27 protein-coding genes and 1 riboswitch are annotated in these 22,985 nt (G+C 42.0%); of the genes, 22 read left to right on the top strand and 5 right to left on the bottom strand.

What is annotated here, in order from left to right; translation table 11 throughout:
• The first annotated feature begins 64 nt into the window (after positions 1–64).
• From atpD to spoIID, 6 genes are all read left to right on the top strand, one after another.
• Entirely contained in the window at positions 65–1,468 is a 1,404-nt protein-coding gene (atpD, locus tag TV75_RS16985) for a F0F1 ATP synthase subunit beta (protein WP_044339985.1), read from the top strand.
• A 22-nt stretch (positions 1,469–1,490) separates the two neighbouring features.
• Positions 1,491–1,895, top strand: coding sequence for a F0F1 ATP synthase subunit epsilon (locus TV75_RS16980; RefSeq protein ID WP_044339984.1), 405 nt, complete (start codon positions 1,491–1,493; stop codon positions 1,893–1,895).
• A gap of 230 nt (positions 1,896–2,125) precedes the next feature.
• Positions 2,126–2,362 (top strand): DUF1146 family protein, encoded by a 237-nt coding sequence (locus tag TV75_RS16975; protein ID WP_044339983.1) that lies wholly within the window; start codon positions 2,126–2,128, stop codon positions 2,360–2,362.
• A 211-nt stretch (positions 2,363–2,573) separates the two neighbouring features.
• A complete protein-coding gene (locus TV75_RS21250; RefSeq protein WP_052504602.1) occupies positions 2,574–3,323 on the top strand; it encodes a YwmB family TATA-box binding protein in 750 nt (249 codons plus the stop codon).
• A 32-nt stretch (positions 3,324–3,355) separates the two neighbouring features.
• Positions 3,356–4,663, top strand: a complete 1,308-nt coding sequence (gene murA, locus TV75_RS16965; RefSeq protein WP_044339982.1) for a UDP-N-acetylglucosamine 1-carboxyvinyltransferase — start codon at positions 3,356–3,358, stop codon at positions 4,661–4,663.
• A 563-nt stretch (positions 4,664–5,226) separates the two neighbouring features.
• A complete protein-coding gene (gene spoIID, locus TV75_RS16960; protein WP_044339981.1) occupies positions 5,227–6,240 on the top strand; it encodes a stage II sporulation protein D in 1,014 nt (337 codons plus the stop codon).
• Between the two features lie 42 nt (positions 6,241–6,282).
• Here the strand turns inward: spoIID and TV75_RS16955 are convergent, their stop codons facing one another.
• Positions 6,283–6,720: a VanZ family protein gene (locus tag TV75_RS16955; protein ID WP_044339980.1), complete on the bottom strand. Its 438-nt coding sequence runs from the start codon at positions 6,718–6,720 to the stop codon at positions 6,283–6,285.
• 445 nt (positions 6,721–7,165) lie between these two features.
• Between TV75_RS16955 and TV75_RS16950 the strand changes: the two genes are divergently transcribed.
• The 13 genes from TV75_RS16950 (at position 7,166) to TV75_RS16890 (ending at position 18,839) form a co-directional block, all read left to right on the top strand.
• A complete protein-coding gene (locus TV75_RS16950) occupies positions 7,166–8,098 on the top strand; it encodes a M23 family metallopeptidase (RefSeq protein WP_044339979.1) in 933 nt (310 codons plus the stop codon).
• A gap of 379 nt (positions 8,099–8,477) precedes the next feature.
• On the top strand, positions 8,478–8,660 hold the full coding sequence (locus TV75_RS16945) for a hypothetical protein (RefSeq protein ID WP_044339978.1): 183 nt from the start codon (positions 8,478–8,480) through the stop codon (positions 8,658–8,660).
• A 24-nt stretch (positions 8,661–8,684) separates the two neighbouring features.
• Entirely contained in the window at positions 8,685–8,987 is a 303-nt protein-coding gene (locus tag TV75_RS16940) for a DUF4212 domain-containing protein (protein WP_044339977.1), read from the top strand.
• 45 nt (positions 8,988–9,032) lie between these two features.
• Positions 9,033–10,700: a sodium:solute symporter family protein gene (locus TV75_RS16935; RefSeq protein WP_044339976.1), complete on the top strand. Its 1,668-nt coding sequence runs from the start codon at positions 9,033–9,035 to the stop codon at positions 10,698–10,700.
• Positions 10,681–12,576, top strand: coding sequence for a DUF294 nucleotidyltransferase-like domain-containing protein (locus TV75_RS16930; protein ID WP_044339975.1), 1,896 nt, complete (start codon positions 10,681–10,683; stop codon positions 12,574–12,576). The genes TV75_RS16935 and TV75_RS16930 overlap by 20 nt, the downstream gene beginning before the upstream one ends.
• A 7-nt stretch (positions 12,577–12,583) precedes the next feature.
• Positions 12,584–13,243 carry a 3'-5' exonuclease gene (locus TV75_RS16925; protein WP_082051334.1) on the top strand — a complete coding sequence of 220 codons (660 nt, stop codon included), beginning with the start codon at positions 12,584–12,586 and terminating at the stop codon, positions 13,241–13,243.
• 394 nt (positions 13,244–13,637) lie between these two features.
• Positions 13,638–13,898 (top strand): sporulation transcriptional regulator SpoIIID, encoded by a 261-nt coding sequence (gene spoIIID, locus TV75_RS16920; RefSeq protein WP_032086905.1) that lies wholly within the window; start codon positions 13,638–13,640, stop codon positions 13,896–13,898.
• A gap of 535 nt (positions 13,899–14,433) precedes the next feature.
• Positions 14,434–15,444: a rod shape-determining protein gene (locus TV75_RS16915; protein WP_044339974.1), complete on the top strand. Its 1,011-nt coding sequence runs from the start codon at positions 14,434–14,436 to the stop codon at positions 15,442–15,444.
• A 71-nt stretch (positions 15,445–15,515) separates the two neighbouring features.
• Positions 15,516–16,355 (top strand): flagellar hook-basal body protein, encoded by an 840-nt coding sequence (locus TV75_RS16910; protein WP_044339973.1) that lies wholly within the window; start codon positions 15,516–15,518, stop codon positions 16,353–16,355.
• A gap of 60 nt (positions 16,356–16,415) precedes the next feature.
• A complete protein-coding gene (locus tag TV75_RS16905; RefSeq protein WP_044339972.1) occupies positions 16,416–17,258 on the top strand; it encodes a flagellar hook-basal body protein in 843 nt (280 codons plus the stop codon).
• 15 nt (positions 17,259–17,273) lie between these two features.
• Positions 17,274–17,552, top strand: coding sequence for a DNA-directed RNA polymerase subunit beta (locus TV75_RS16900; protein ID WP_044339971.1), 279 nt, complete (start codon positions 17,274–17,276; stop codon positions 17,550–17,552).
• 364 nt (positions 17,553–17,916) lie between these two features.
• Positions 17,917–18,351, top strand: a complete 435-nt coding sequence (gene fabZ, locus TV75_RS16895; RefSeq protein ID WP_044339970.1) for a 3-hydroxyacyl-ACP dehydratase FabZ — start codon at positions 17,917–17,919, stop codon at positions 18,349–18,351.
• Positions 18,352–18,542: 191 nt separating this feature from the next.
• Complete coding sequence (locus TV75_RS16890) at positions 18,543–18,839, top strand: hypothetical protein (protein WP_044339969.1); 297 nt, start codon at positions 18,543–18,545, stop codon at positions 18,837–18,839.
• A 34-nt stretch (positions 18,840–18,873) separates the two neighbouring features.
• Here the strand turns inward: TV75_RS16890 and TV75_RS21930 are convergent, their stop codons facing one another.
• Positions 18,874–19,467: a class D sortase gene (locus tag TV75_RS21930; protein ID WP_044339968.1), complete on the bottom strand. Its 594-nt coding sequence runs from the start codon at positions 19,465–19,467 to the stop codon at positions 18,874–18,876.
• Positions 19,460–19,789, bottom strand: coding sequence for an XRE family transcriptional regulator (locus TV75_RS16880; RefSeq protein WP_044339967.1), 330 nt, complete (start codon positions 19,787–19,789; stop codon positions 19,460–19,462). Before TV75_RS16880 ends, TV75_RS21930 begins: the two co-directional genes overlap by 8 nt.
• Positions 19,790–20,050: 261 nt before the next feature.
• Between TV75_RS16880 and TV75_RS16875 the strand changes: the two genes are divergently transcribed.
• Together TV75_RS16875 and TV75_RS21625 are read left to right on the top strand one after the other, a co-directional pair.
• Positions 20,051–20,740, top strand: coding sequence for a hypothetical protein (locus tag TV75_RS16875; RefSeq protein ID WP_052504601.1), 690 nt, complete (start codon positions 20,051–20,053; stop codon positions 20,738–20,740).
• A 389-nt stretch (positions 20,741–21,129) separates the two neighbouring features.
• A riboswitch (cyclic di-GMP riboswitch) is annotated at positions 21,130–21,270 on the top strand.
• Positions 21,271–21,302: 32 nt separating this feature from the next.
• Positions 21,303–21,440 (top strand): anti-repressor SinI family protein, encoded by a 138-nt coding sequence (locus tag TV75_RS21625; protein WP_082051332.1) that lies wholly within the window; start codon positions 21,303–21,305, stop codon positions 21,438–21,440.
• 34 nt (positions 21,441–21,474) lie between these two features.
• Here the strand turns inward: TV75_RS21625 and TV75_RS16870 are convergent, their stop codons facing one another.
• Positions 21,475–21,795 (bottom strand): helix-turn-helix domain-containing protein, encoded by a 321-nt coding sequence (locus TV75_RS16870; protein ID WP_044339966.1) that lies wholly within the window; start codon positions 21,793–21,795, stop codon positions 21,475–21,477.
• Between the two features lie 93 nt (positions 21,796–21,888).
• A complete protein-coding gene (locus TV75_RS16865; protein ID WP_044339965.1) occupies positions 21,889–22,329 on the bottom strand; it encodes a YwpF-like family protein in 441 nt (146 codons plus the stop codon).
• 269 nt (positions 22,330–22,598) lie between these two features.
• On the opposite strand from TV75_RS16865, the gene TV75_RS16860 reads away from it, so the two are divergent.
• Positions 22,599–22,976 carry a single-stranded DNA-binding protein gene (locus TV75_RS16860; protein WP_044339964.1) on the top strand — a complete coding sequence of 126 codons (378 nt, stop codon included), beginning with the start codon at positions 22,599–22,601 and terminating at the stop codon, positions 22,974–22,976.
• The last annotated feature ends 9 nt before the right edge of the window (positions 22,977–22,985 follow it).

Below are 22,985 nucleotides of genomic sequence, written 5' to 3'. Positions count from 1 at the left end.
ATTCCGGCTTAGTCCCGGATTACAACATAGTTTTGTCGTCAAAAGCTAGTTAGGAGGGAAAGAGATGAACAAAGGACACGTTCTTCAAGTAATGGGTCCAGTTGTCGATGTCAAGTTCGCCAATGGCCAACTTCCTGATATCTACAACTCATTAAAGGTCCAAATTGCAGATAGAGCTGAACTTACATTAGAGGTTGCCCTTCACCTAGGTGATGATTCTGTACGTACAATCGCGATGGCATCCACAGATGGATTACAACGTGGAGCTGAAGTGCTTGATACAGGAGCACCAATCTCTGTACCAGTAGGGGATATCACATTAGGTCGTGTATTCAACGTTCTGGGTGAATCAATCGATTTAGACGAGCCACTTGCAGCAGGTATCCGTCGTGACCCGATTCATAGACAAGCACCTACATTCGAGCAGCTTTCTACAGAAGTTGAGATTCTAGAAACAGGTATTAAAGTAGTAGACTTACTTGCCCCATACATCAAGGGTGGTAAGATCGGTCTATTCGGTGGAGCCGGTGTTGGTAAAACCGTATTAATCCAGGAGCTTATCAACAACATCGCTCAAGAGCACGGTGGTATCTCTGTATTCGCCGGTGTTGGAGAGCGTACTCGTGAAGGAAATGACCTTTACCACGAGATGAGCGACTCTGGCGTTATCAAGAAAACAGCGATGGTATTCGGACAAATGAACGAGCCGCCAGGTGCGCGTATGCGTGTTGCCTTGACGGGTCTTACAATGGCTGAATACTTCCGTGATGAACAAGGTCAAGACGTACTTCTGTTCATCGATAACATCTTCCGTTTCACGCAAGCAGGTTCAGAGGTTTCTGCCCTACTAGGCCGTATGCCTTCTGCCGTTGGTTACCAGCCGACACTTGCTACTGAAATGGGTCAATTGCAAGAGCGTATCACGTCAACGAACGTAGGTTCTGTAACATCGATCCAAGCGATCTATGTACCTGCGGATGACTATACGGATCCGGCTCCAGCAACGACTTTCGCTCACTTGGATGCAACAACGAACCTTGAGCGTAAACTTTCTGAGATGGGTATCTATCCTGCGGTAGATCCATTGGCATCAACTTCCCGTGCTCTTTCTCCGGAAATCGTAGGAGAAGAACACTACAGCATCGCTCGTAATGTTCAACAAACATTACAGCGCTATAAAGAACTTCAAGATATCATTGCGATCCTTGGTATGGATGAGCTTTCTGATGATGATAAGCTGACTGTACACCGCGCACGTCGTGTACAATTCTTCTTATCTCAAAACTTCCACGTTGCAGAACAGTTCACTGGACAAAAAGGTTCTTACGTTGAAGTGAAAGACACTGTTAAAGGTTTCAAAGATATCCTTGACGGTAAATACGATCACATTCCTGAAGATGCGTTCCGTCTAGTAGGTCCGATTGAGGATGTATTAGCAGCAGCTAAAGAAATGGGCGTAGAGGTATAATTAGGGACCAGGAGGGAAGAAAATGAAGACATTAAAAGTCAATATTGTCACTCCCGATGGCCCAGTGTACGATTCAGAAGTGGAAATGGTGAGCACGAAAGCTCAAAGCGGTGAGCTTGGAATCTTACCTGGACACATTCCGATGGTTGCTCCACTACAAATCGGTGCGGTTCGCCTGAAAAAAGGTGGCAACACTGAGCTTGTAGCTGTCAGTGGCGGATTCTTAGAAGTACGTCCTGAACAAGTGACAATTCTAGCACAGTCTGCTGAAACAGCAGAAGCTATCGATGTACAACGCGCTAAAGAAGCAAAAGGCCGCGCTGAAGACCGCATGCAGGCACAACGCGACGACGTAGACTTCCGTCGTGCCGAACTCGCTCTAAAGCGTGCCATGAACAGAATTAACGTTTCCGAACGTAACTTCTAATGAAATACCAAAACCATCCTTTCCTTGTGGAAGGGTGGTTTTTTATAGGGAAGGACCTTTGTAAGCTGCTTGGAATTCCAACCACTTTTACCAGCCTGACCTAAAACGTATCAGGAGACTATATTCATTAACGCAATGGACATATTTTTAATATAAATAACATATGTTGTGCGAACGTAATGTGATAAAATGGAATATGTGCGTCGAAATGATTATTAGGAGTGAGAGAAGTGGTAGAAAGCTTTGGCCAGCAGGCCCTGATCAGCATGCTCGTGCATCTATTCGTATTCGGGATCACATTTTGGTCTTTGCAATCCATCCAGTTAGACAAGCTCCTTAAGAAAAATCGAGTCGCTCAAGGAAGACTACTGTATATTCTGCTAACGATTGCGATCGGCTCAGCCGTCAGTCAATTCTTACTGGATTACTACCTATGGTCCCAGCAACTGCCTGTTTTCTTTGAATAACTGCCAAAAATAGGTCTTCCTGCATGTTTTCATCAGAGCCTGTATTGAGTAATATTAATTTTGTGCTCTTGCCTTTGTGAAAAAGTTTCAAAGTGAAACCCTTTTCATTTAACAACATGAAAGCCTCAATAATTGTAAAAAGATGACGACAATTTTCAAGTATGTTCTTCTCCTATTCGGACAGACTTTTAGGTAAGGGGAGGAATGGAAAATGGGTCGGTATTTTTACATTATTTTAATCTTTTTTGTTGGATTAGGTTTTCTTCCTGTTTTTAATGGGAACAACACTATCGAAGCCAATCATTTATTAGACATTGAAAAGCTTGATCAGGCCATTGTTCATTCTCAAGGTCAGGTAACTGAATGGTCTCTATATGCAAGAGAAAACAAAAAAAGCTTCACGGATAAAGGATTTGCCAAATATAGTACTACTATGCAAGAAAGATTTTCTGATTTTGAGTGGGTGACGAAAAAGTCAGCTGAAAAGGTAATGGTTGTGGGACAACGTCAGACGTCTCACGGGGAAGAAACCATTAAGTTCCAGCACACCCTCACAAACAAGCAGTCTGTTTCGTATATTATGTATGAAATGCGCGGTACTCAGAAAGCGTTGGGAGAAAAGACGAAGCATTATATCAAGACTCAATTCATCCCAAATATGGAAATCATTTTTACTACTAAACCTTTGATTTTCTCTTGTATAAAAGGCGAATTCAATGATAAGCTTGAGAAAGTTTTGTCGAATCAGGCTGTCGAATTAATGTCGAAATTAGACGCAAAAGAATTGGAATCACTTAGAGAAGAAGACTTTTATTCCATTTCAGCTTACTCGGAACAAATGTCACGGACTATACCAACAAAAAATGATGATATGAACATACAACTAGGTCTACGGAAAAGCGGAATGGGCGCTAAGACAACCTTTGTGATTGGCACACCCATCCTAACGATTGAATATTAATATAGAGAAATTGGACGCGGAGGGGAATACTCTTGGAAAAAATTATCGTCCGCGGCGGTCAGCGTTTAAGCGGTTCAGTGCAAGTTGAAGGAGCAAAGAATGCCGTTTTACCAGTCATCGCTGCTACATTATTAGCAAGTGAAGGAAAAAGTGTAATTAAAAATGTACCACCACTCTCCGATGTATATACGATCAATGAAGTATTACGTCATTTAAATACAGATGTAGAGTTTAACAATGGTGAAGTCATCGTGAATGCATCAAGAGAGTTGTTTGTAGAAGCACCGTTTGAATATGTTCGAAAAATGCGTGCATCCGTCCTTGTAATGGGATCACTACTCGGACGTACAGGTAAGGCACGTGTTGCGCTTCCTGGTGGATGTGCCATTGGATCAAGACCGATTGACCAACACTTAAAAGGCTTCGAAGCAATGGGAGCGAAAGTGAAGGTAGGAAATGGTTTTATCGAAGCTGAAGTAGATGGAAGATTGAAGGGTGCCAAGGTTTATCTGGACTTCCCAAGTGTGGGAGCAACAGAAAACATCATGATGGCTGCTGCTCTTGCAGAAGGTACAACAATCCTTGAAAACGTCGCAAAAGAGCCTGAAATCGTCGACTTAGCTAACTTCCTGAACAAAATGGGAGGAAACGTAGTAGGTGCAGGTACTGGAACGATCCGTATCGAAGGTGTTGACCGTCTATACGGTGTCGAGCACAGCATCATTCCAGACCGTATCGAAGCAGGAACATTCATGGTGGCTGCTGCCATCACTCAAGGTGATGTCCTTGTAAAGGGCGCGATCCCTGAACACTTATCTTCTTTAGTTGCGAAGATGGAAGAAATGGGCGTAACGATCATCGATGAAGAAGAAGGACTTCGTGTCATCGGGCCGGAGAAACTGAAATCCGTCGATATCAAAACAATGCCTCATCCTGGTTTCCCGACAGATATGCAATCTCAAATGATGGCATTACTATTAGCAGCTGACGGCACTAGCGTCATCACTGAAACAGTTTTCGAAAACCGTTTCATGCATGCTGAAGAATTCCGTCGTATGGGAGCAGACATTAAGATTGAAGGCCGTTCTGTGATCATGAACGGACCTACACCTCTTCAAGGGGCAGAAGTGGCTGCAACGGATTTACGTGCAGCAGCAGCTCTTTCAATCGCTGGTCTGGTAGCAGACGGGTATACGCGAGTAACAGAACTAAAGCATTTAGATCGTGGATACGTGAACTTCCATCAGAAGCTTGCAGGCCTGGGTGCCGATATCGAGCGTGTGAAAGAAGTGGAAGAAACTCCTGTTTCTGAGCAGCAAGACATGATCAAGGATGCGTAAGTATTAGATAGAAAGGTGAGCTTTTCTTTTATAGAAGAGCTTGCCTTTTTTTTGTTTGGAAAGAGAATGTCGGGCTGTGTGGCGGGATCTGTGAATTGAGCGTTTGTTTTGGTAAAATAAGTAAAACGGCTTAATTAATGTTGATTTCGGCCGGATTTTTGTCAGGAACGGCGGGATTTTTCGCTAAATTGGCCGTATTTTATCCGAAAACCGCTGGATTTACGATGGGCACTCTTAAAATATCGATGAAATAGGTAGAAAAATAGCTTGCTGATGATGAAAAAGTCGTTTATTTTCAATTATGCAGTATTTGTTTTCAAAATTTCACTTTTATTTTCAATTCTGACACATTTATTTTCAAATTTCAGATTTTATTTTCAAAAATGCATCCTCTCCGCAACACACTTCATTTTTTATTCCAAGTTCATCAATCCCAATATCTGCCCCATCAAAATCACTCTTAAAAGATTCATAATTGCTTGTCCACTACCATACATATGAAAGAGAGTGGAGAATTGTGCTAGGACATTCTCCTATTTAATCTTTCATTGGAGGCCGCGAACATGAAGCATTTGAAACCAGTACTGATCATCTTCTCAATCTTTATCAGCATCATCTTTATTGTCCCTACTCTTCTCGTGCTCCCATTTTCATCAGAAAAGGAAACGGCAAACTTAGACGAAAAGCTGAAAAATCCGCCATCCGTCGAAGAACTGGCGAACTCAGTTGAGGTAGCTGTCTATCGCTCCAATCAGGATATGATCGAGAAACTTCCTTTGGAGCAGTATGTAGTAGGGGTAGTGGCTGGTGAAATGCCTGCAGATTTTGAAAAGGAAGCCTTAAAAGCACAAGCCCTTGCAGCACGGACGTATATTGTGAATCAGCTTCTACTTGAGGACTCCTCTGTTCCGAAGGGCGCGGATGTGACAGATACGGTCTCCCATCAGGTGTATAAGAACCAGAAGGAGCTTGCAGGTCTTTGGGGAGCCGAATATGATTGGAAAATCAAAAAAATTTCCGAAGCGGTCCTTGAAACGATGGGGCAGGTGCTGACCTATGATGGTAAGCCGATCACCGCAGCCTTTTTCTCAACGAGCAATGGTTACACAGAAAACTCTGAGGCTTATTGGCCGAATGAATATCCATACTTAAGAAGTGTCGAAAGCCCTTGGGACTCCGCGTCACCAAGATTTGAGGATCAAAAGATCATCCCGATCAAAGAGTTTGAGCAGAAACTGGGTGTAACACTTCCAAAGGATGGCTCGGTTGGAACGATCACATCAAGAACGGAAGGCAAAAGGGTGGCGAGTGTTGAAATTAACGGCAAAGGATTCTCCGGCAGGGAGATCAGGGAGAAATTAGAACTCAGATCTTCAGACTTTACATGGTATCTGAAAGATGATCATATTGTCATTGCCACGAAAGGGTTCGGACACGGAGTCGGAATGAGCCAATACGGAGCAAACGGGATGGCGAAGGAAGGCAAGAATTATCAAGACATCGTCACCCATTACTATAAAGATGTCAAAATAACGGAATCCGATAAGCTCCTCCAGAAAGTAACGGCGCAAAGATAATAAAAAGGATTGAGTCTTCAGGTCAAGTAGACCAGTAAAGACTCAATCCTTTTTTACATAAGCTTCGAACTTCTTCATCTTTTTCGTCAATGCATGATCGGGCTTTTTAAAATAAGTCCGGTTCACAATCCAAAAAAGGACAGTGACCCCGATCAAATCCTTCGCGGCATCAATCAGTGTTGCAGAACGATACGGAACAAAGGACTGATGAATCTCATCCACAAATCCATAAAAGATGCTAATCAGGGCCACCGTGAAATTCAAGGTGAACCGAAGCTTTCCATGTGCCAACAGAGCGACTACAAATAAACCATATAAAATACCGAATTCGACTAAATGGAGAGATTCCTTAATGAAACGATCCAACTGATTATCAGGAAAACGAATGACGGCATCATCCGGATTACTCGACATAATCCAGATAAGAATCATATAGAGAAAAGGCGCGGCTGTCAGCACATACCTAAGCAACTTCTTCATATGCAGCTCGTCCTTTCTGTTTTTTATATTGTATCATGCAGGACAGTGGTTTCGTTATCATAAATCGAGAATTGCAGTGCCCGCGATGATCAGATTTTTAAGTTGTTGTTTTTAATGCTTATGAAAAACCCGAATCTCAGAAAGTTGATTGTAGCGGAAGGCGCTCGACTCCTGCGGGAATAGCGGGAAAGTTGAGACCCCACAGGGCAAAGCCCGAGGAGGCTCAACTCACGCCCCGCGGAAAGCGAGCGCCTGTAGCGGAAATCAACTACTGCTGTCTTTGTTAAAATACGAAAAACGCATAATAAAAAGAAATATTTCATCTTATTTTAAAAATCATACATACTTTTCATCCCTTTGTCGAAAGATAAGAAATTAAAAATTTTTTTCCCAATGTGTATATATTTTCTGAATTCTGTTCAGAATGATTGCTGAGGTGATGAAAATGAGAGAGGAAGAAAAGAAACAACCTTCTCAAAACTTTTTGAAAAGACGTTGGGCATACCCAGCAATCTATTTAGCAAGTGCAGCAATCATTATCACGGGGATTCTGTGGTACCAAGCAGGAAATGATGTAAACGAGAATGCCAAGGATTACAGCTATGATGGAGTTCCTACTGACAATGAGTTTAACCAGCCTGCAGAAGAAGTCAATCGTTCATTGGAAAACTTTGTAATGCCTGTTGCAAGTCCAGAAGATACAGTGATCGAAAAACAATTCTACGATACTGAAGCTTCAGCGGAAGAACAGGAAGCAGCCTTAGTCGTTTATGGTAACATGTACTATCCGAACCAAGGAATCGACATCTCTAAAGATGGAAAAGAATTCGATGTTCTGGCTGCCATGAGCGGTACAGTCACAAAGGTTCAAGAAGATTCCCTACTTGGAAACACGATTGAAATCGAGCACAGCAAAGGAATCGTTACTCGTTATCAATCAGTGAAAGACTTTGAAGTCGCGGTTGGAGATGTAGTAGATCAAGGACAAGCTATCGCTAAAGCAGGTAAGAGCTTATTTAATGAAGAAGCTGGCGTTCACGTACACTTTGAAATTCGTAAAGCAAATGTAGCAGTGAATCCACTGGAGTACTTCAATAAGTCCCTTGCAACTCTTCAGGAAGCGCAATTAGAAGACAAGAAGGTTTCAGGTGAACAGCCGAATGCTGAAGCAGCAGAAGAAAATGCCGTAGAAGATCAAGCTAGCGAAGACAAAGCTACTGAAGATAAAGCAACTGAAGAAAACGGTACTGACGATGCAGCTGAAGAAAAGCCGGAAGCAGAAGAAAAACCGGAAGCTGAGCAAAAGCCGAAACAAGAAAATGCTGATCAAAAAGACGACGCAGCCGATAATGGCTCTGACGTAAAAGACGAAGAATAATCATATAGATGAAGAAAGACTGACTGGTGATTTCCAGTCAGTTTTTTTGTTTTTAGGTGTATTCCAATTGTCTCCACATCAATATAAAAGATTTCCTCGGAAATTCGACAAAGGCGTTATTTTAGTGGAAAAGCATTTCCATGCCTTACGAATCTATTAATGCTATCTCATTTTTGAATATCTTTATTTTACTAAAATGATTTTATTCAAATAGAAAAATTTAATGGACAAATGTCGTTTTTTCTTTATTGACCAGGCTTTTTCCAAAAAAGATAATGGGGGCATGAATGAAATTTCAGAAAATTAAATCTTTATTAGGCGGGAGGTCGGATGATCAAGGGATATTTGTAGAGCGCTTACAATACCAGGAGGTGAAACATTGCTTTACTTCATCGCGATTTTACTCATAACAGGGGGAAGTATTTTTCTTGCACTGAGAAAGAAACGGGCTTTCTTCTTAACCATTCCATTCTTGTCTTTATTTATTTACTTTATTTTTCAGATTGCCATGGTCCCGGTTCCGTTCTTTGAAACCGTGAAATTTATTTTCAGTTTAAAATAATGAGCTTGAAAAGGGGTTACATAAATGAAGAAGATTGATAGAGCAAAAGCGGATCAGTATTTTAAAGAAAAAAACCGTTATATGGCGCTGTATTTAGTGATTTGGCTCGTATCCTCCTTTGGAGTCGTCCTGTTTGCCGAAAGCCTGTCAACGATCACCCTCAATGGCTTTCCATTTCACTACTTTATGGGGGCTCAAGGATCCATTGTCATTTTCATCATATTACTCTATGTAAATGCGAAGGTAAGCGATGGAATTGATAGAAAATATGGCATTGATGAAAGTAAAAATGAACAGATCAGCTATGGGAAAACATTAGATCATTAAATGGATTCAACCAAATATATAGAACAGATCAGGGGGAAACGATAAATGGATACTCAGTTTTTAGTATCAACGTCGATTATTCTGTTGACGTTTGCGTTATATATCGGAATAGCTGTTTATAACAAAGCAAAAGCGACATCAGACTTTTATGTAGCAGGCCGGGGAGTGCCGCCGATCTTTAATGGGATGGCCATCGGGGCAGACTGGATGAGCGCGGCATCATTCATTGGACTGGCTGGTACCGTCATGATACTCGGCTATGATGGACTTGCCTACATAATGGGGTGGACGGGAGGATATTTACTGTTAACCTTCTTACTTGCCCCGCAGCTTAGGAAATATGGGCGCTATACGGTACCGGAATTCATCGGGGACCGGTATAACAGCCACACGGCCCGCGTCATTGCCGCCATCTGCACGATCATTATCAGTTTTACGTATTCCATTGGACAGCTATCAGGTTCAGGGGTGGTAATCGGTCGTTTGTTCGAAATCGATGCCAAAGTCGGTACGATGATCGGGGTGGTCCTCATCGCATTCTACGCAGCTTTCGGGGGGATGAAGGGGATTACGTGGACGCAGGTTGCTCAGTATGTCGTCCTTATTATCGCTTATTTAATACCTGTTATTTTTATGTCCTTACAAATTACCGGAAACCCTGCACCCTGGATTTCCTATGGGGAACTGGTAGGGAAAATCGGTGAGCTCGATCGTGAGCTTGGAGTCTCGGAATACTTCGCTCCTTTCACAAACGGTACGAAGTGGCAGTTCATGGCTCTGATGTTTACGTTGATGGCAGGGACCGCGGGACTTCCACACGTAATCGTTCGATTCTATACGGTTTCTACTATGAAGGCAGCTCGCTGGTCAGGAGCATGGGCTCTTCTTTTCATCGGACTTCTCTATTTATCAGCACCTGCATATGCAGCATTCTCCCGATTTATTTTAATGACAAAGGTAGCAGGCAGCCAAATCAGTGACTTGCCTTCCTGGACAAAATCCTGGGTGGATACAGGGAAATTACAGGTTGCAGACGCAAATGGAGATGGAATCCTGCAGTGGAAGGAAATTATCATCTCCAATGATATCGTGGTCATGGCAACACCGGAAATTGCAAATTTAGGCGTATTCGTCATCGGTCTCGTAGCGGCTGGTGCCATGGCAGCGGCGTTATCGACAGCAGGCGGATTGATGATCGCGATATCATCCTCCTTTGCTCATGATATTTACTACCGTGTATTCAAACCGAACGCGACAGAGAAGAATCGTCTGGCCGTTGCCCGTTGGTCGATCGTCATCGCGACGGTCCTCGCCGGAATTGTGGCACTCAATCCTCCAGGGGTTATCACTCAGATCGTCGCCTGGGCCTTCGCACTGGCGTCCGGAACGTTCTTCCCGGCCCTCTTGCTCGGGGTATGGTGGAAACGCTCCAACGCCCAAGGGGTCATTGCAGGGATGCTTGTAGGGTTAGGGGTAACCCTTACGTATATCTTCCTGGCAAGATCGGGTGTTACACTATTCGGCATCATTGATACTGGTGCAGGGGTGTTCGGTGCAACAGCAGCCACTATTGCCAATATCGTCGTATCCCTGATGACGAAAGCACCTTCTCAAAAGATTCAAGAAGAGGTAATGGACCTCCGTTACCCGGAACAAATGACCTTCAAAGACGGAGAAGTTTGGGTGAACGACGATGTCGACTTCAAAGCCTGACGGATCATTTCAAGAAGCTGTACTCCTTCATCCCTTCTTCAAGGGGATGGAGAGGAGTACGGCTCTTTCCCTTTTTAGTGAGTGTAAGCGGCTGGAAGTGGGAAAACACCATACCATCCTTAAAAGCTATGAACATCGTCTCGGACTCTATCTTGTTATGAAGGGCGAAGTAGAAGTCGTTGTGACTAAGGAAAAAGAAGAGATTCTCGAGATGATTTCGAAGGACGGAATCGTCGGCTTATCGAGTCTTTACTCTGTTCTGAATACAGCGGTAGAGAAGAGTATTTATTCCTCGGTCGAGGTCAAGGCGAAGGAGGACTGCCAGCTCTGCCTCGTTCCGTATACCAGTTTGCGGGCGTATTGGAACGAACCCTATTTGAAGAACTTTTTATTGGAAGAAACCTCGAAACGACTTCAGGATGTTTATTATTCCTTATCGCAGCAAGTGGGAGTGGCGCACGGGCTTGAAGAGCGGACGACGATTCTGAAGCGGGTGAGTGACGTGATGACGAAATCGGTCATTACAATCAACAGCGAGGACTCCTTGAATGATGCCGCCAAAGAGATGGGAGAAAACCGGGTCAGCTCTGTCATCATTCTGGAAAACAATCGCATCGCGGGAATCCTGACAGAAAGAGACCTCGTCTCCAGATGCCTTGCAAGGTCCGTCCCTCTCGCCCAACCAGTAAAGGGGACCATGACCCCCAATCCAATCGTCATCACCCAGCACGCCTATCTGTACGAAGCCATGGCCATCATGATCGACCACTCCATCAAACATCTGCCCGTTGTCGGGGGTAAGGAGAGGGACGGACCTATCGTCGGCATCATCACTTTACATGATGTAATGAAAGCGAATCATATAGGGACGCTGACGAGTGCTAGGAAACTGGAAAGCAAAGATTTCCCTCTGGAGAAGGTGAAACCGATGGCAGAGTCCATGTTAACGAGTCTTTGGAAGGCGCATGCCCCGGTGTTTCACATACTCGATTTCATGTCCGGGCTCTTCGATCGTATTTATCAGCGGATCTTAAGGCAGGTAGAGGAAGAGTTATCAGAAGAAGGCTGGGAGATTCCTTGCCTGTATGCCTTTTATGTCATGGGCTCAGCGGGAAGGAAAGAGCAGTTCAAGTTGACCGATCAAGATCATTTCCTCGTTTATGAAAAACATAGTAATGAAGCGGTGGAATATTTTCGAGAGTTTGCTGATAGAGCCGTTGTTGAATTAGAAAAGGCGGGACTGCGTCTTTGTGACGGAGGTATGATGTCGAATCAGAAAGCGTGGACAGGGAGTGTGGCTTCCTGGCAGGAAAGGTTGAGAGAATGGTCTGTCCATTCGTCAGAAGAAACTCTATTGAAGGTACAAAACTTCTTTTCTTACCGATTTTTATATGGGGACGAAAGGATTCACTCAACATTTGAAGTTGCGATCAAAGATCAGCTCCGCAGCTCAAAGATATTATTGGTACGGCTGGCTCAAGTGGAAAAAACCAAACCTGTGCCGGTTCTTCATTCATCCATTCGTTCGATATTAGGCATGGATAGAAAAACGGTTTCCATTAAGAAAGATATTCTGTTCCCTTTTCATCATGCCCTGCAGATATTGAACGCTGCCCATGGGAATACGTCGGGCTCGACCCGGGAGAAGCTGGATTTTTTGAAAGAAAAACGGTCGATTTCCCCGGAATTTGCAGAAGAATTATCAGAAGCATTCCAGGAATCAATGAAACTCTATATAGAGTGTAAGCGGAAAGATAAGGGAGATACGGTACACCTCTCCACCCTCTCCACCCGTAAAAAAGAAAACCTGTACAAAAGTGTGAAGACGATTCGTGAATTTCAACATATGATGCTGTCCCATTACTCTTTAACATAGAAGGGGTGTGAAGATCTTCATTTTTTCAAAGAAAAAGATCTCGTGTCCGCTCCACTATGATTCAGTCCCCCTGAACAGGAAAATTGCAGACCTTACATTTATTGTATTTGATACGGAAGCGACTGGATTCCGCGTTGGAGCAGAGGACCGGATGCTGGAAATCGGAGCGGTTAAAGTAGAAGGGTATGAGGTAAAGGAAAACATCACATTTCAGACATTTTCCAATCCTCATCGACTCATTTCTCAGGAAATAAATCAGCTGACTGGAATTCGGTCAAAAGATGTCGAAAAAGCACCGGTAGCCTCCCATGCCATTCGTGACTTCTTCAATTTTTTAGAAGGAAATAACGTGAATAGTTTGGTTGGACACTATGTAAGCTTTGATGAACTCGTGCTGAAGAGTGAACTGAAACGGGCAGGGTATCATCTTCAGATGTCCCCAAGCATAGACACGCTTAATCTTATCGGATTTCTCTCGCCCTCATATGATATGAGAGATCTTGAAAGGTATGCCCAGGTTTTTGGGACTCGGGTATATCCAAGACATAGGGCGTTAAACGATGCTCTTATGACGGCTTATCTGTTTGTAGAATTGCTGGAGCTGTTAAGGGATCGAAAGGTGGAGACCTGGGGAGAGTTGGTCCAGGTCAGCCGAGGGCGTGGGTGAAGGGATGGGAATCCGGGTCTGGAACATATCTGGCCCAAGCACTTCTTCCACTAATCCATGTGAAGGTCCGTCCCTAAGAGTGATTTTTCAGAAAATTAACCTCAAACCTTGTCCTTATTGTGTTTTTTGTGCATATATGTGGGCACAAGCTAATAAAATGATACAAACCTATCAAAATAGAGAGTGTTTGAGGTGAGGAATCGTCATTATACCATTGATCATCAGCTGAATATTTGATTATACGTTGTAACATCAGGAAGCTGCCGTGGATTAAATAAGGCTTTCTGCCGCTTGCACATGTGTCCATAAGTGCAAGAGGTCTGTACTATTTCATTGATGCGAAAGCGGGTCTCATTTCACACTTCTCACATCCAATTTAGGGAGGTCGAGTGGTGTGCACGATTACATCAAAGAGAGAACAATCAAGATTGGTAAGTATATCGTGGAGACGAAAAAAACTGTTCGTGTAATTGCGAAGGAGTTTGGCGTGTCCAAAAGTACTGTCCATAAAGATCTAACAGAACGACTGCCAGAAATTAATCCAGAACTCGCAAATGAAGTCAAAACAATACTTGATTATCATAAATCTATCCGGCATCTACGAGGTGGAGAAGCGACGAAGCAGAAATACAAAAAAGAAGAGCTCCACAGCTAACCAAAATACGCCAAGCCCCAGAAAAATGGGTCACGCTTGGTGTGTTTTTGTTTTAGAAGGAGGAATGGAGGGGTTTTGCGAAGCGACTTTGCCTGTTGAAATTTCGTGTTTTTTTAACAGTTGAATTTCTATTTTATTTTACCTGTTAAATATTCTCTAAAGTTCAACAGTCAACTTTTTGGCTTACTTTAACTGTTAAACAAAAGAATGGATTGTACCAGGCACAAATACGTTGGATTGTACCTGGTACAAAACCCCTGAATTGTACCAGGTACGATCAACACCTGCCTCCCCCCCCAACTTCACCAAACCTTAACATCCCTGTAACATTCCCCCTCCTATATCCCTATACTTTTCCAAATAAATAACAATATCAATACATTTTTTTGACATACAATACCTACATTCGACATATTTATGGTAAAATAATTAATTAGGTGAAAGTTTTGCCTTAACGTTTTAACGTAATGACATAAAGATGAAACCATAGATGAAAATAATGATGAATTGTAGAAGAAGAAGGGAGAAACACAAGATGTTCGCGAAAGATATTGGGATTGATCTTGGTACGGCTAATGTTTTGATTCATGTTAAAGGTAAAGGGATTGTCTTGAATGAGCCATCGGTTGTGGCTTTGGATAAGAATACAGGTAAGGTATTAGCAGTTGGGGAAGAAGCGCGTCGCATGGTCGGGCGTACTCCTGGAAACATTGTGGCGACCCGTCCGTTAAAAGATGGGGTCATTGCTGACTTTGATGTGACAGAAGCGATGCTGAAGCATTTTATCAATAAATTGAATGTAAAAGGGTTTCTTTCTAAGCCAAGAATCTTGATTTGCTGCCCGACGAACATCACGAGTGTAGAGCAGAAGGCGATCAGGGAAGCGGCTGAGAAGAGCGGCGGTAAGAAGATCTACTTAGAAGAAGAACCGAAAGTGGCAGCCATTGGAGCGGGGATGGATATCTTCAATCCTACAGGAAACATGGTCGTCGACATCGGTGGAGGAACGACGGATGTAGCGGTTCTTTCCATGGGTGACATCGTGACAAGCCAGTCCATTAAAATGGCAGGGGATAAGTTTGACCAAGAAATCCTCAACTATATTAAAAAAGAGTACAAGCTTCTGATCGGGGAACGTACTGCTGAAGATATCAAGGTGAACATTGGTACAGTATTCTCAGAAACATTTGATGAAGAACGGAGAGAAATGAGCATCCGCGGACGTGACATGGTATCTGGCCTTCCTCGCACCATTACCGTGACAGCTACGGAAATTGAAGGGGCTCTTCGTGAATCGGTTGCTGTCATTGTACAGGCTGCTAAAAATGTCCTTGAGAAGACTCCACCGGAATTATCAGCGGATATTATTGACCGCGGGGTCATTTTAACAGGCGGGGGAGCACTTCTTCACGGAATGGATACCCTTCTTGCAGAAGAACTGAAAGTACCGGTACTCATTGCTGAAAACCCTATGGATTGCGTAGCGGTCGGAACCGGTTTAATGCTCGAAAACATCGATAAAATTTCAAGAAGACGAATTGGATAAATTTTTCTTATAAAAATATCGCACCATTCATCCGATATAAAAACGGCTGACACAGTTACGAGGTGGAAAACATGTTTCGAGGATTTTATACTGTAGCATCAGGAATGCTTTCTCAACAACGCAAGACTGAAATGTTAACGAACAATATGTCAAATGCGAATACGCCGGGTTATAAAGCGGATCAGGCATCCATGCGGGCATTTCCTGAAATGCTCCTGGAACGTATGGATTCAACATCCATCCCGACAGAGAAAGGACTTTCCCTTCCTTTTAATCAAAAGGTGGGACCTCTTAATACGGGTGTGTATATGCAAGAAGCGATTCCTTCTTTTCTTCAGGGAGACCTTCAGGAAACAGGAAGAAACTTGGACATTGCACTACTGGACGGTTCCATGCCGACAAATGGGGAAACAGGGACAATTGGATCCGTTTTTCTCACGGTGGAAGGTGCTGATGGCAATCCACGCTATACACGAAACGGGAATCTGACTGTGAATGGGAACGGCTTTTTAACGTCGAACAGCGGTTATTATATTCTGGATGAAAATGGTGAGCGCATTCAACTGGACAGTGAGCAGTTCACGGTTGGGGAAAAAGGACAGATCGTTGTCGATGGAAGCATTGTGGCTTCTTTAGGCGTAGGCTATTCAGACAATCCCAATCGACTTGTGAAAGAGGGAGACGGGTTATTTGCGACAGAAGGCAATGAGCCTCTTCCAAATGCTTATGAGGAAAACGATGTTTCTTTTACCATCAAGCAGGGCTTTCTTGAAAGATCCAATGTGGATGCTTCCCGTACGATGACGGATATGTTATCAGCGTACAGAGCCTTTGAAGCGAATCAAAAAGTCCTTCAAGCGTATGATCGAAGTATGGAAAAAGCAGCGAACGAAATTGGACGGGTCAACTGATAGTTAAAGATTGTAAATGAATTTCGCCACTGAATACCTTATAATAGGGGGGAACACGTCTTGAATCGAACGATGATTACAGCAACCAACACATTAGGTCAATTGCAGAAACAAATGGACATGATTGGTCATAATCTCTCGAATGCAAATACAATTGGATATAAGCGAAGGGAAGCGACATTCTCTGAGCTACTTGTGCAGCAGGTTAAGAATCAACGTATAGATGAATTTGAGCCAGGTAGACTTACCCCCCTTGGAATACGGGAAGGCAGTGGTGCAAAGCTTTCACAGTCTCAACTGATCTTAAACCAGGGATCTTTAAAATCAACGGGCCGCCAATTGGATTTTGCTTTAACAAATGAGGGTCAGTTCTTTAAAGTCCTTGCTGCTGATGATAACGGGAGTGCCGTGCGCTATACGAGGGACGGGGCATTCTTTGTCAGTCCAACCGGGAATGGTGAAGCGATGCTTGTAAACGGAAGCGGCTTGCCGGTCCTGGATGAGAACGATAACTATATTACATTTTCAGAAGATGCTTCTTCCTTTCAGTTAGGGGACAATGGAACGCTGACGGTTATGGATTCAGGCGAAGCTAATCAGCAATTCAACCTGGGAATCGTCACGGTTGAAAAGCCTCAGTTCCTTCAGCAGTTTGGCGGTAACCTGTTAGGTTTACCAGTGAACCTGGACGGGCTGGGTGTTACGGAAGATGAAATCGTAACGAATGTCCTTGGCAGAGGACGTGCTGATATCTCAATGATCCAGAATTCGTTAGAGGCATCAAACGTTGATATAAGCAAAGAAATGACGGACATGCTGAATGTCCAACGATCATATCAATTTCAGGCCCGCTCGATCTCCCTTGCAGATCAAATGATGGGCCTTGTAAATGGGATACGCTAAAAGGAGTTAAATGCTATGAGTGAAAAAGAGCTACTACAAGAAGAGAAAACGACAAGAGAATCAGTAAAAGCAGAAAAAAAAGTCAAGCAAAAGGACGAATCCAAGCCGACGCGCTGGGTGCGTGTGCGCATGCTGCCGATCTGGCTCAGAATCCTTCTGTTTATCCTTCTTCTTGCAGGAAGTCTCGCACTGGGTGCCGTCATAGGCTTTGCAGGCATCGGAGACGGCAAAGCAGCCGACGTATTCAAAGCAGAAACCTGGCAGCACATCATCGACATCGTCAAAAAAAATTAACTTTCTGAGGGACGGACCTCGAAATATTCAGCTTAGGGCAAAGATTCCTGATATCACGGGGGGTCATTGTAATGGAGCTTAGTATTCGAGGTCCGTCCCTTTCGGAGCAGATAAAATGCCAACAACATAACCATAACTATTGAAGGATCGCACTCTTTGTATGAAGAGGCGATCCTTTTTCACGGAGGTATAAATGTAGGGACGGACCTCTAACTTGCGATTCTTCTTAATAGAACCCTGACTTCATAGGCTTTTGATACAGATGGGTAATTTGATGAGGTCCGTCCCTCTCCAGGTTGTTGCCTTTCCACATTCACTTTAGATACAATAAGGTGTACATACATATTGGTAGGAGGAGTTTTAAATGCTTGATATTAATCAAATTAAAGAAATCATTCCCCATCGTTATCCGTTTTTGTTGGTGGATAGAATCCTTGAGGTGGAAGAAGGCAAGAAAGCAGTGGGGATTAAGAATGTAACGGCGAATGAGGAGTTTTTCAATGGACATTTCCCTGATTATCCTGTTATGCCAGGTGTGCTGATTGTAGAGGCACTGGCTCAGGTCGGAGCTGTGGCCATGCTGAAAGTGGAGGATAACCGTGGGCGTTTAGCCTTCTTTACAGGCATTGATAAATGTCGTTTCAAGCGCCAAGTAAAGCCGGGAGATCAGCTGAGACTTGAGGTTGAAATGATCCGCTTTAAAGGGCCTATCGGTAAAGGCAAAGGCGTGGCGACGGTTGATGGTGAGGTTGCCTGCGAATTGGAAATGATGTTTGCTCTTGGAGATAAACAAGAATAGTCTGTTTGTAACTGGGTTTGGTGTGATTCGTTCACTTCAGGCCCGTTTTTTTTGTCAAATGCTCAAATAAAATTTCTCCAAAAAAGTTCCCTTCAAAATGCAAGTTAATTCTTTTTCAGGGAATGCTAACGAAAGACCAAAGTAACGGTCTTACATTAACTAACATACACGTTAGAAAGGAGTAATACATCATGAGCAAAAAATTATTATCTATTCTTGGTGGATCAGCACTTGCTGCCATGCTTCTTGTAGGATGTAATGCAGACCAGGAGCCTCCTCCGGAAGATGAGGCACCAACAGAAGAAGAAATGCCTGAAGAAGATGGTATGAACGAGAATGACGGCGACATGGGTGAAGAGAATTTACCTGAGTCAGAAGACCAAAACGAGCCAGGTGACAAAGATGCAGCGAAGGATAACAACACGCCTGAAGAAGACGCTGTAGAAGATGATAAGGATATGCAGGATCCGGATAATAAGGACGAGTAATATAGGGCGCAGAGGCAAGCATAGCCTCTGCGTTTTAATATATTTTTCGGGCATTTATGATATAACGCTCCTCTGTGCTTGAAAGATATTCGAAAGGATAGCAGGTGGAAAGGGTGAGGATTTCTTCGGGAGTGGTGGGCTCAAGGACGGATAGATTACTCTCATCCACAATCAATGTCTCAAAAATCTCATACTCATACTCACCGGTCTTCAACTGAATGGTTAAAATATCCCCTTTTCTTAATTCCCCCATTTGTGTGAATACGGTATCCCGATGACCAGCAAGGAAAATTCGATCTTGTTGTCCAGGAAGTTTAGTTGATGAGACGTGACCAACTCCTCTTTCTAATTCATCTTCATTAGTACCTGAAATAATTGGAACTTCACGCTCTAATCTAGGAATATTCAAAACCCCTATCACATCTCCTCTTTTAAAATTATATTGCATATTGACTGTTTCAAGACTTTCTAAGCTTCCATTAGAATCATTTAGAATGATTTTTTTTGCCTCATTTAAGGTCTCAGACTGAGCACCTTCTTGTTTATTTATCTTAGAAATAGCGAAAACGGAACAACCTAATCCTATGATTAGAAGAATAGATCCAATAACTAATAGTAGTCTATTCATTGTTATGCTTACTCCTTTTGAATTGAATGAAAGAAAGGAAGTCATGAAATTCTTCTTTGGTTAATCCGTGCTCAATAGCATGTTCAAGGGGTTCAATCCATTCTTCGCCAAGAATCATTACTTTATTATGCGCAGAGATTATATTTTCTAGTGAAGTATCCAAAGTGAGTGCAATTTTTTTTAATACTTTAATAGAGGGGTTTTTCTGCAGCCCCCTTTCTATGGAGCTAATGTAAGACTTAGAAACATTAGAATGAAATGCTAATTCATTAATTGTTAATCCTTTCTGCTCACGCAGTTTCTTAATGCGCTCACCTACCATGAATATTACTCCTTTTGCAATCGTTTTATTCATTATATAGAACAAATTGTATTTTATAAAATACAGAAATGTTAATAAATGAAAGCAACAGTGAGGAAATGAGTGATAATTGTTCATTATTTTAGTGTATTGAACGTTTTTGAGGATTTTAATTTAGGAATTAGAATCTTATAATGAATTATAAAGTTCTTTAAAAAGAACAAGAAGTGATGAACCTACATTAATGTCTTCAAACAAGTACATTGTACAGGGGATGAAAATATGAATTATAAAAAACTAGTAATTCTGTTGACTGTAGTTTTTATTTATTCAGGAATAGTGAATATTCAAAAGGCTGCAGCGAGCGAAGTGGATCTGATAGTAATCCCTGATGAAGCATTCCTTTTTAAAATAGATAATATGAAGCCCGGGGATTGGACGGAAAAAACGTTAACGATTAAAAATGGAGGAACGGAAGACATAAGCTATTCTTTTCAAGTAAACAGTAAGCAACCTGATAAGAAGCTTTTTAATGAATTAGATTTAAAAGTCTATAAGGATAGTACAACGAATTTACTATTTGATGAGAAACTGAAAAACTTTAACGGATTTTCACCGGCATTATTGAAAAGAGGCGATAGTAAAGATTTAATATTTTCAATTATGATCCCCTATGAACTGGGGAACGATTATCAAAATACTTCAGCAGTATTTGAGATCCGTATAATGGCAGAGTCCGTTTTACCCCAACAACCTTCAGAGGAAACAAATTCTACAACACCAATTAGTGATAGAGCAGAATCAGAGAAGAGCACAACTCCATTCAAACCAATCACATCATATGGAATGAATTTACCTAACACCGCGACCAATATTTATAAATTACTATTACTTGGAATTTCCCTTACAACTGCAGGGTTACTATTCATATATTTGAATAGAATCATACGAAAAAAGAAAGAAACATATTGATACAAGAGGTGATATTATGTACAAAAAGACCTGTACCCGTTGCACCAGACCATCCTACAGTAGTACTGAATTAGGCGAATGGCTCTGCCCCACATGCGGATTTGACTTATCAAACCAAGCGTTCTATAATCCTAGTAATTACCAAAATATTAATAAAAAAGTCCTTCCTCTAAGAAAAAAGCTGGAAAGCTATAAAAATAGCATGTATTCGTAGCTTTACGACACATATTAGCTTAATTTTCCCCATGAAAAACCCCTTATTATTTTATTTTTGTCAGAATTTGGATTAAAATGTAGGAAAAAAGGGTAAAAAATATTTACAAAATTGACAAAATTCAACAAATGAACAGAACTTTTATTAGTATAATCGAATTAGTTCTAAGGGAAGAGTCAGATAAAGGCAAACTTATCGAAAGATAAGGACGCAAAGTCACAGATCTAAGGTTATAAAGTAGGCATATCTTCACGATTTTCTTGAAGGAAAGGTGAAGGTGTGGTTATTGGAGAACTATGATGGCTGGATTGCCTGGAATACATACATGTATTTTGGGAGGGATTTATATTGACGAAACGTGAACTTGATCTTGAATGGATGGAACTTATCAAACAAGCCCTAGACGCCGGAATTTCTAAAAAAGAAATCAGAGAATTTCTTCATAACCAAACTCAGGAAATGAAAGCCGAGTACAAAGTGATTTAATATAAATAAAGTCTTGCGAATCGATCGCAAGACTTTATTTATTGCCTAACTTCCATTTGTTAAATTCAATAAACTCACGGAATTGTTCTTTTGTAATACCCGAATCCATTGCTTCTTCAGCAATTTTAAGCCACTCATGATCAATATTTTGATCTTCAGGTTGATCATGTAAAAGAGCATCCATCGGAATCCCTAAAGCAGCTGAAACTTTTTCAAGAAATTGAATGGAAGGGTTTTGTTGAAGGTTACGCTCTATTGAACTCAAATATGACTTAGCGACACCGGCTTTTTCAGCAAGCTCTGTCATGGACATCCTTTTTTCTTGTCGGTATTTCTTTACTCTTTCTCCAATCACAGGGGACACCTACCTAAGAACTTCATATTATAAATTGATATAATCCAATTATATCATATACGTTTAGTGTGTATATTACATAATTTCGTATAATTAAACGCTGGGTTTTGCAGTTGCCGGAATACGCGGTTTCGATACCATTTTCTCACGGAATTCACGGATTAATTCCTCGCCCGAATACCCCTTTTGCACTAAGTCATCAAGTAATAATTCAGCATATTCATTGCGCTGTTTCTTCAATTTCCCCTCAAACATAATGCTAATATGATCATCCATTTCTTTAATACAACGGATGGAGGTCATGAAAGCAGCCGGATCGTTTGCTTTATGGGAAATCACGACTTGGATTTCCAAATCCTCATTCCTTTGCTGAGCCTCTTGAAAAAATTCGATATATTCATTGGACAAATAGGTTTCGACAAGCCACGTACTTTGTCCATCTTCTTTATTTATAATCAGACCGTCCACAATTTCAAAGTCACGCAGTTCATCGTTTTCCACTACTTGCAGTGAAATAACTTTAAAGGTTTTCATGAACGAACATCTCCCATTTAAAGGTTTTATAAAATTATATCATAGTAGGAATTGTTTTCCCTAACAAATTCCACGATGAAAAAAAGGACGAAAGATGCAATTTTGTGTTTATGAACCCGATTTCGGTCAAAAAACGCAAAATCTCCCTAGGGGAATTTCCAAAATTCAAGCCATTTTTGCCTCGAATTTCGGAAATCCATGATTTTACAAGATGAGAGAGATGGTTGTAAGATGAGAGCATCATATGAGAAAGGAGGAAACGAATCCAATTGATCAACCAAGTGACCATCGTTGGAAGGCTGACCAAGGACCCCGAAACAAGAAAAACAATGGAAGGAAAATCGATACTTAACGCAACGATAGCCGTGAATCGCAACTACAAGAATCAAAAAGGCCAAATTGATACAGATTTTGTACTCTGCACCATTTGGAACCGGGCAGCCGATAATATGGAGAAATATTGCCGAAAGGGATCTGTCGTTGGAGTGACCGGTCGCATACAAACCCGGTATTATGAAAATGATCAGGGAAAGCGCACGTATGTAACGGAAGTCGTCGCTGAAAATGTCAGGTTTATGGACAGCAAACGAGAGCCGGTAAATGCTTCCGATCCAAACAAAAAAGAGCCAATCGAATTACCATTCTAACATTTTTAA

This window comes from Rossellomorea aquimaris, from assembly GCF_000935355.1.
GTDB lineage: Bacteria > Bacillota > Bacilli > Bacillales > Bacillaceae_B > Rossellomorea > Rossellomorea aquimaris_B.
This window is presented reverse-complemented; position numbering and strand designations above follow the sequence as displayed.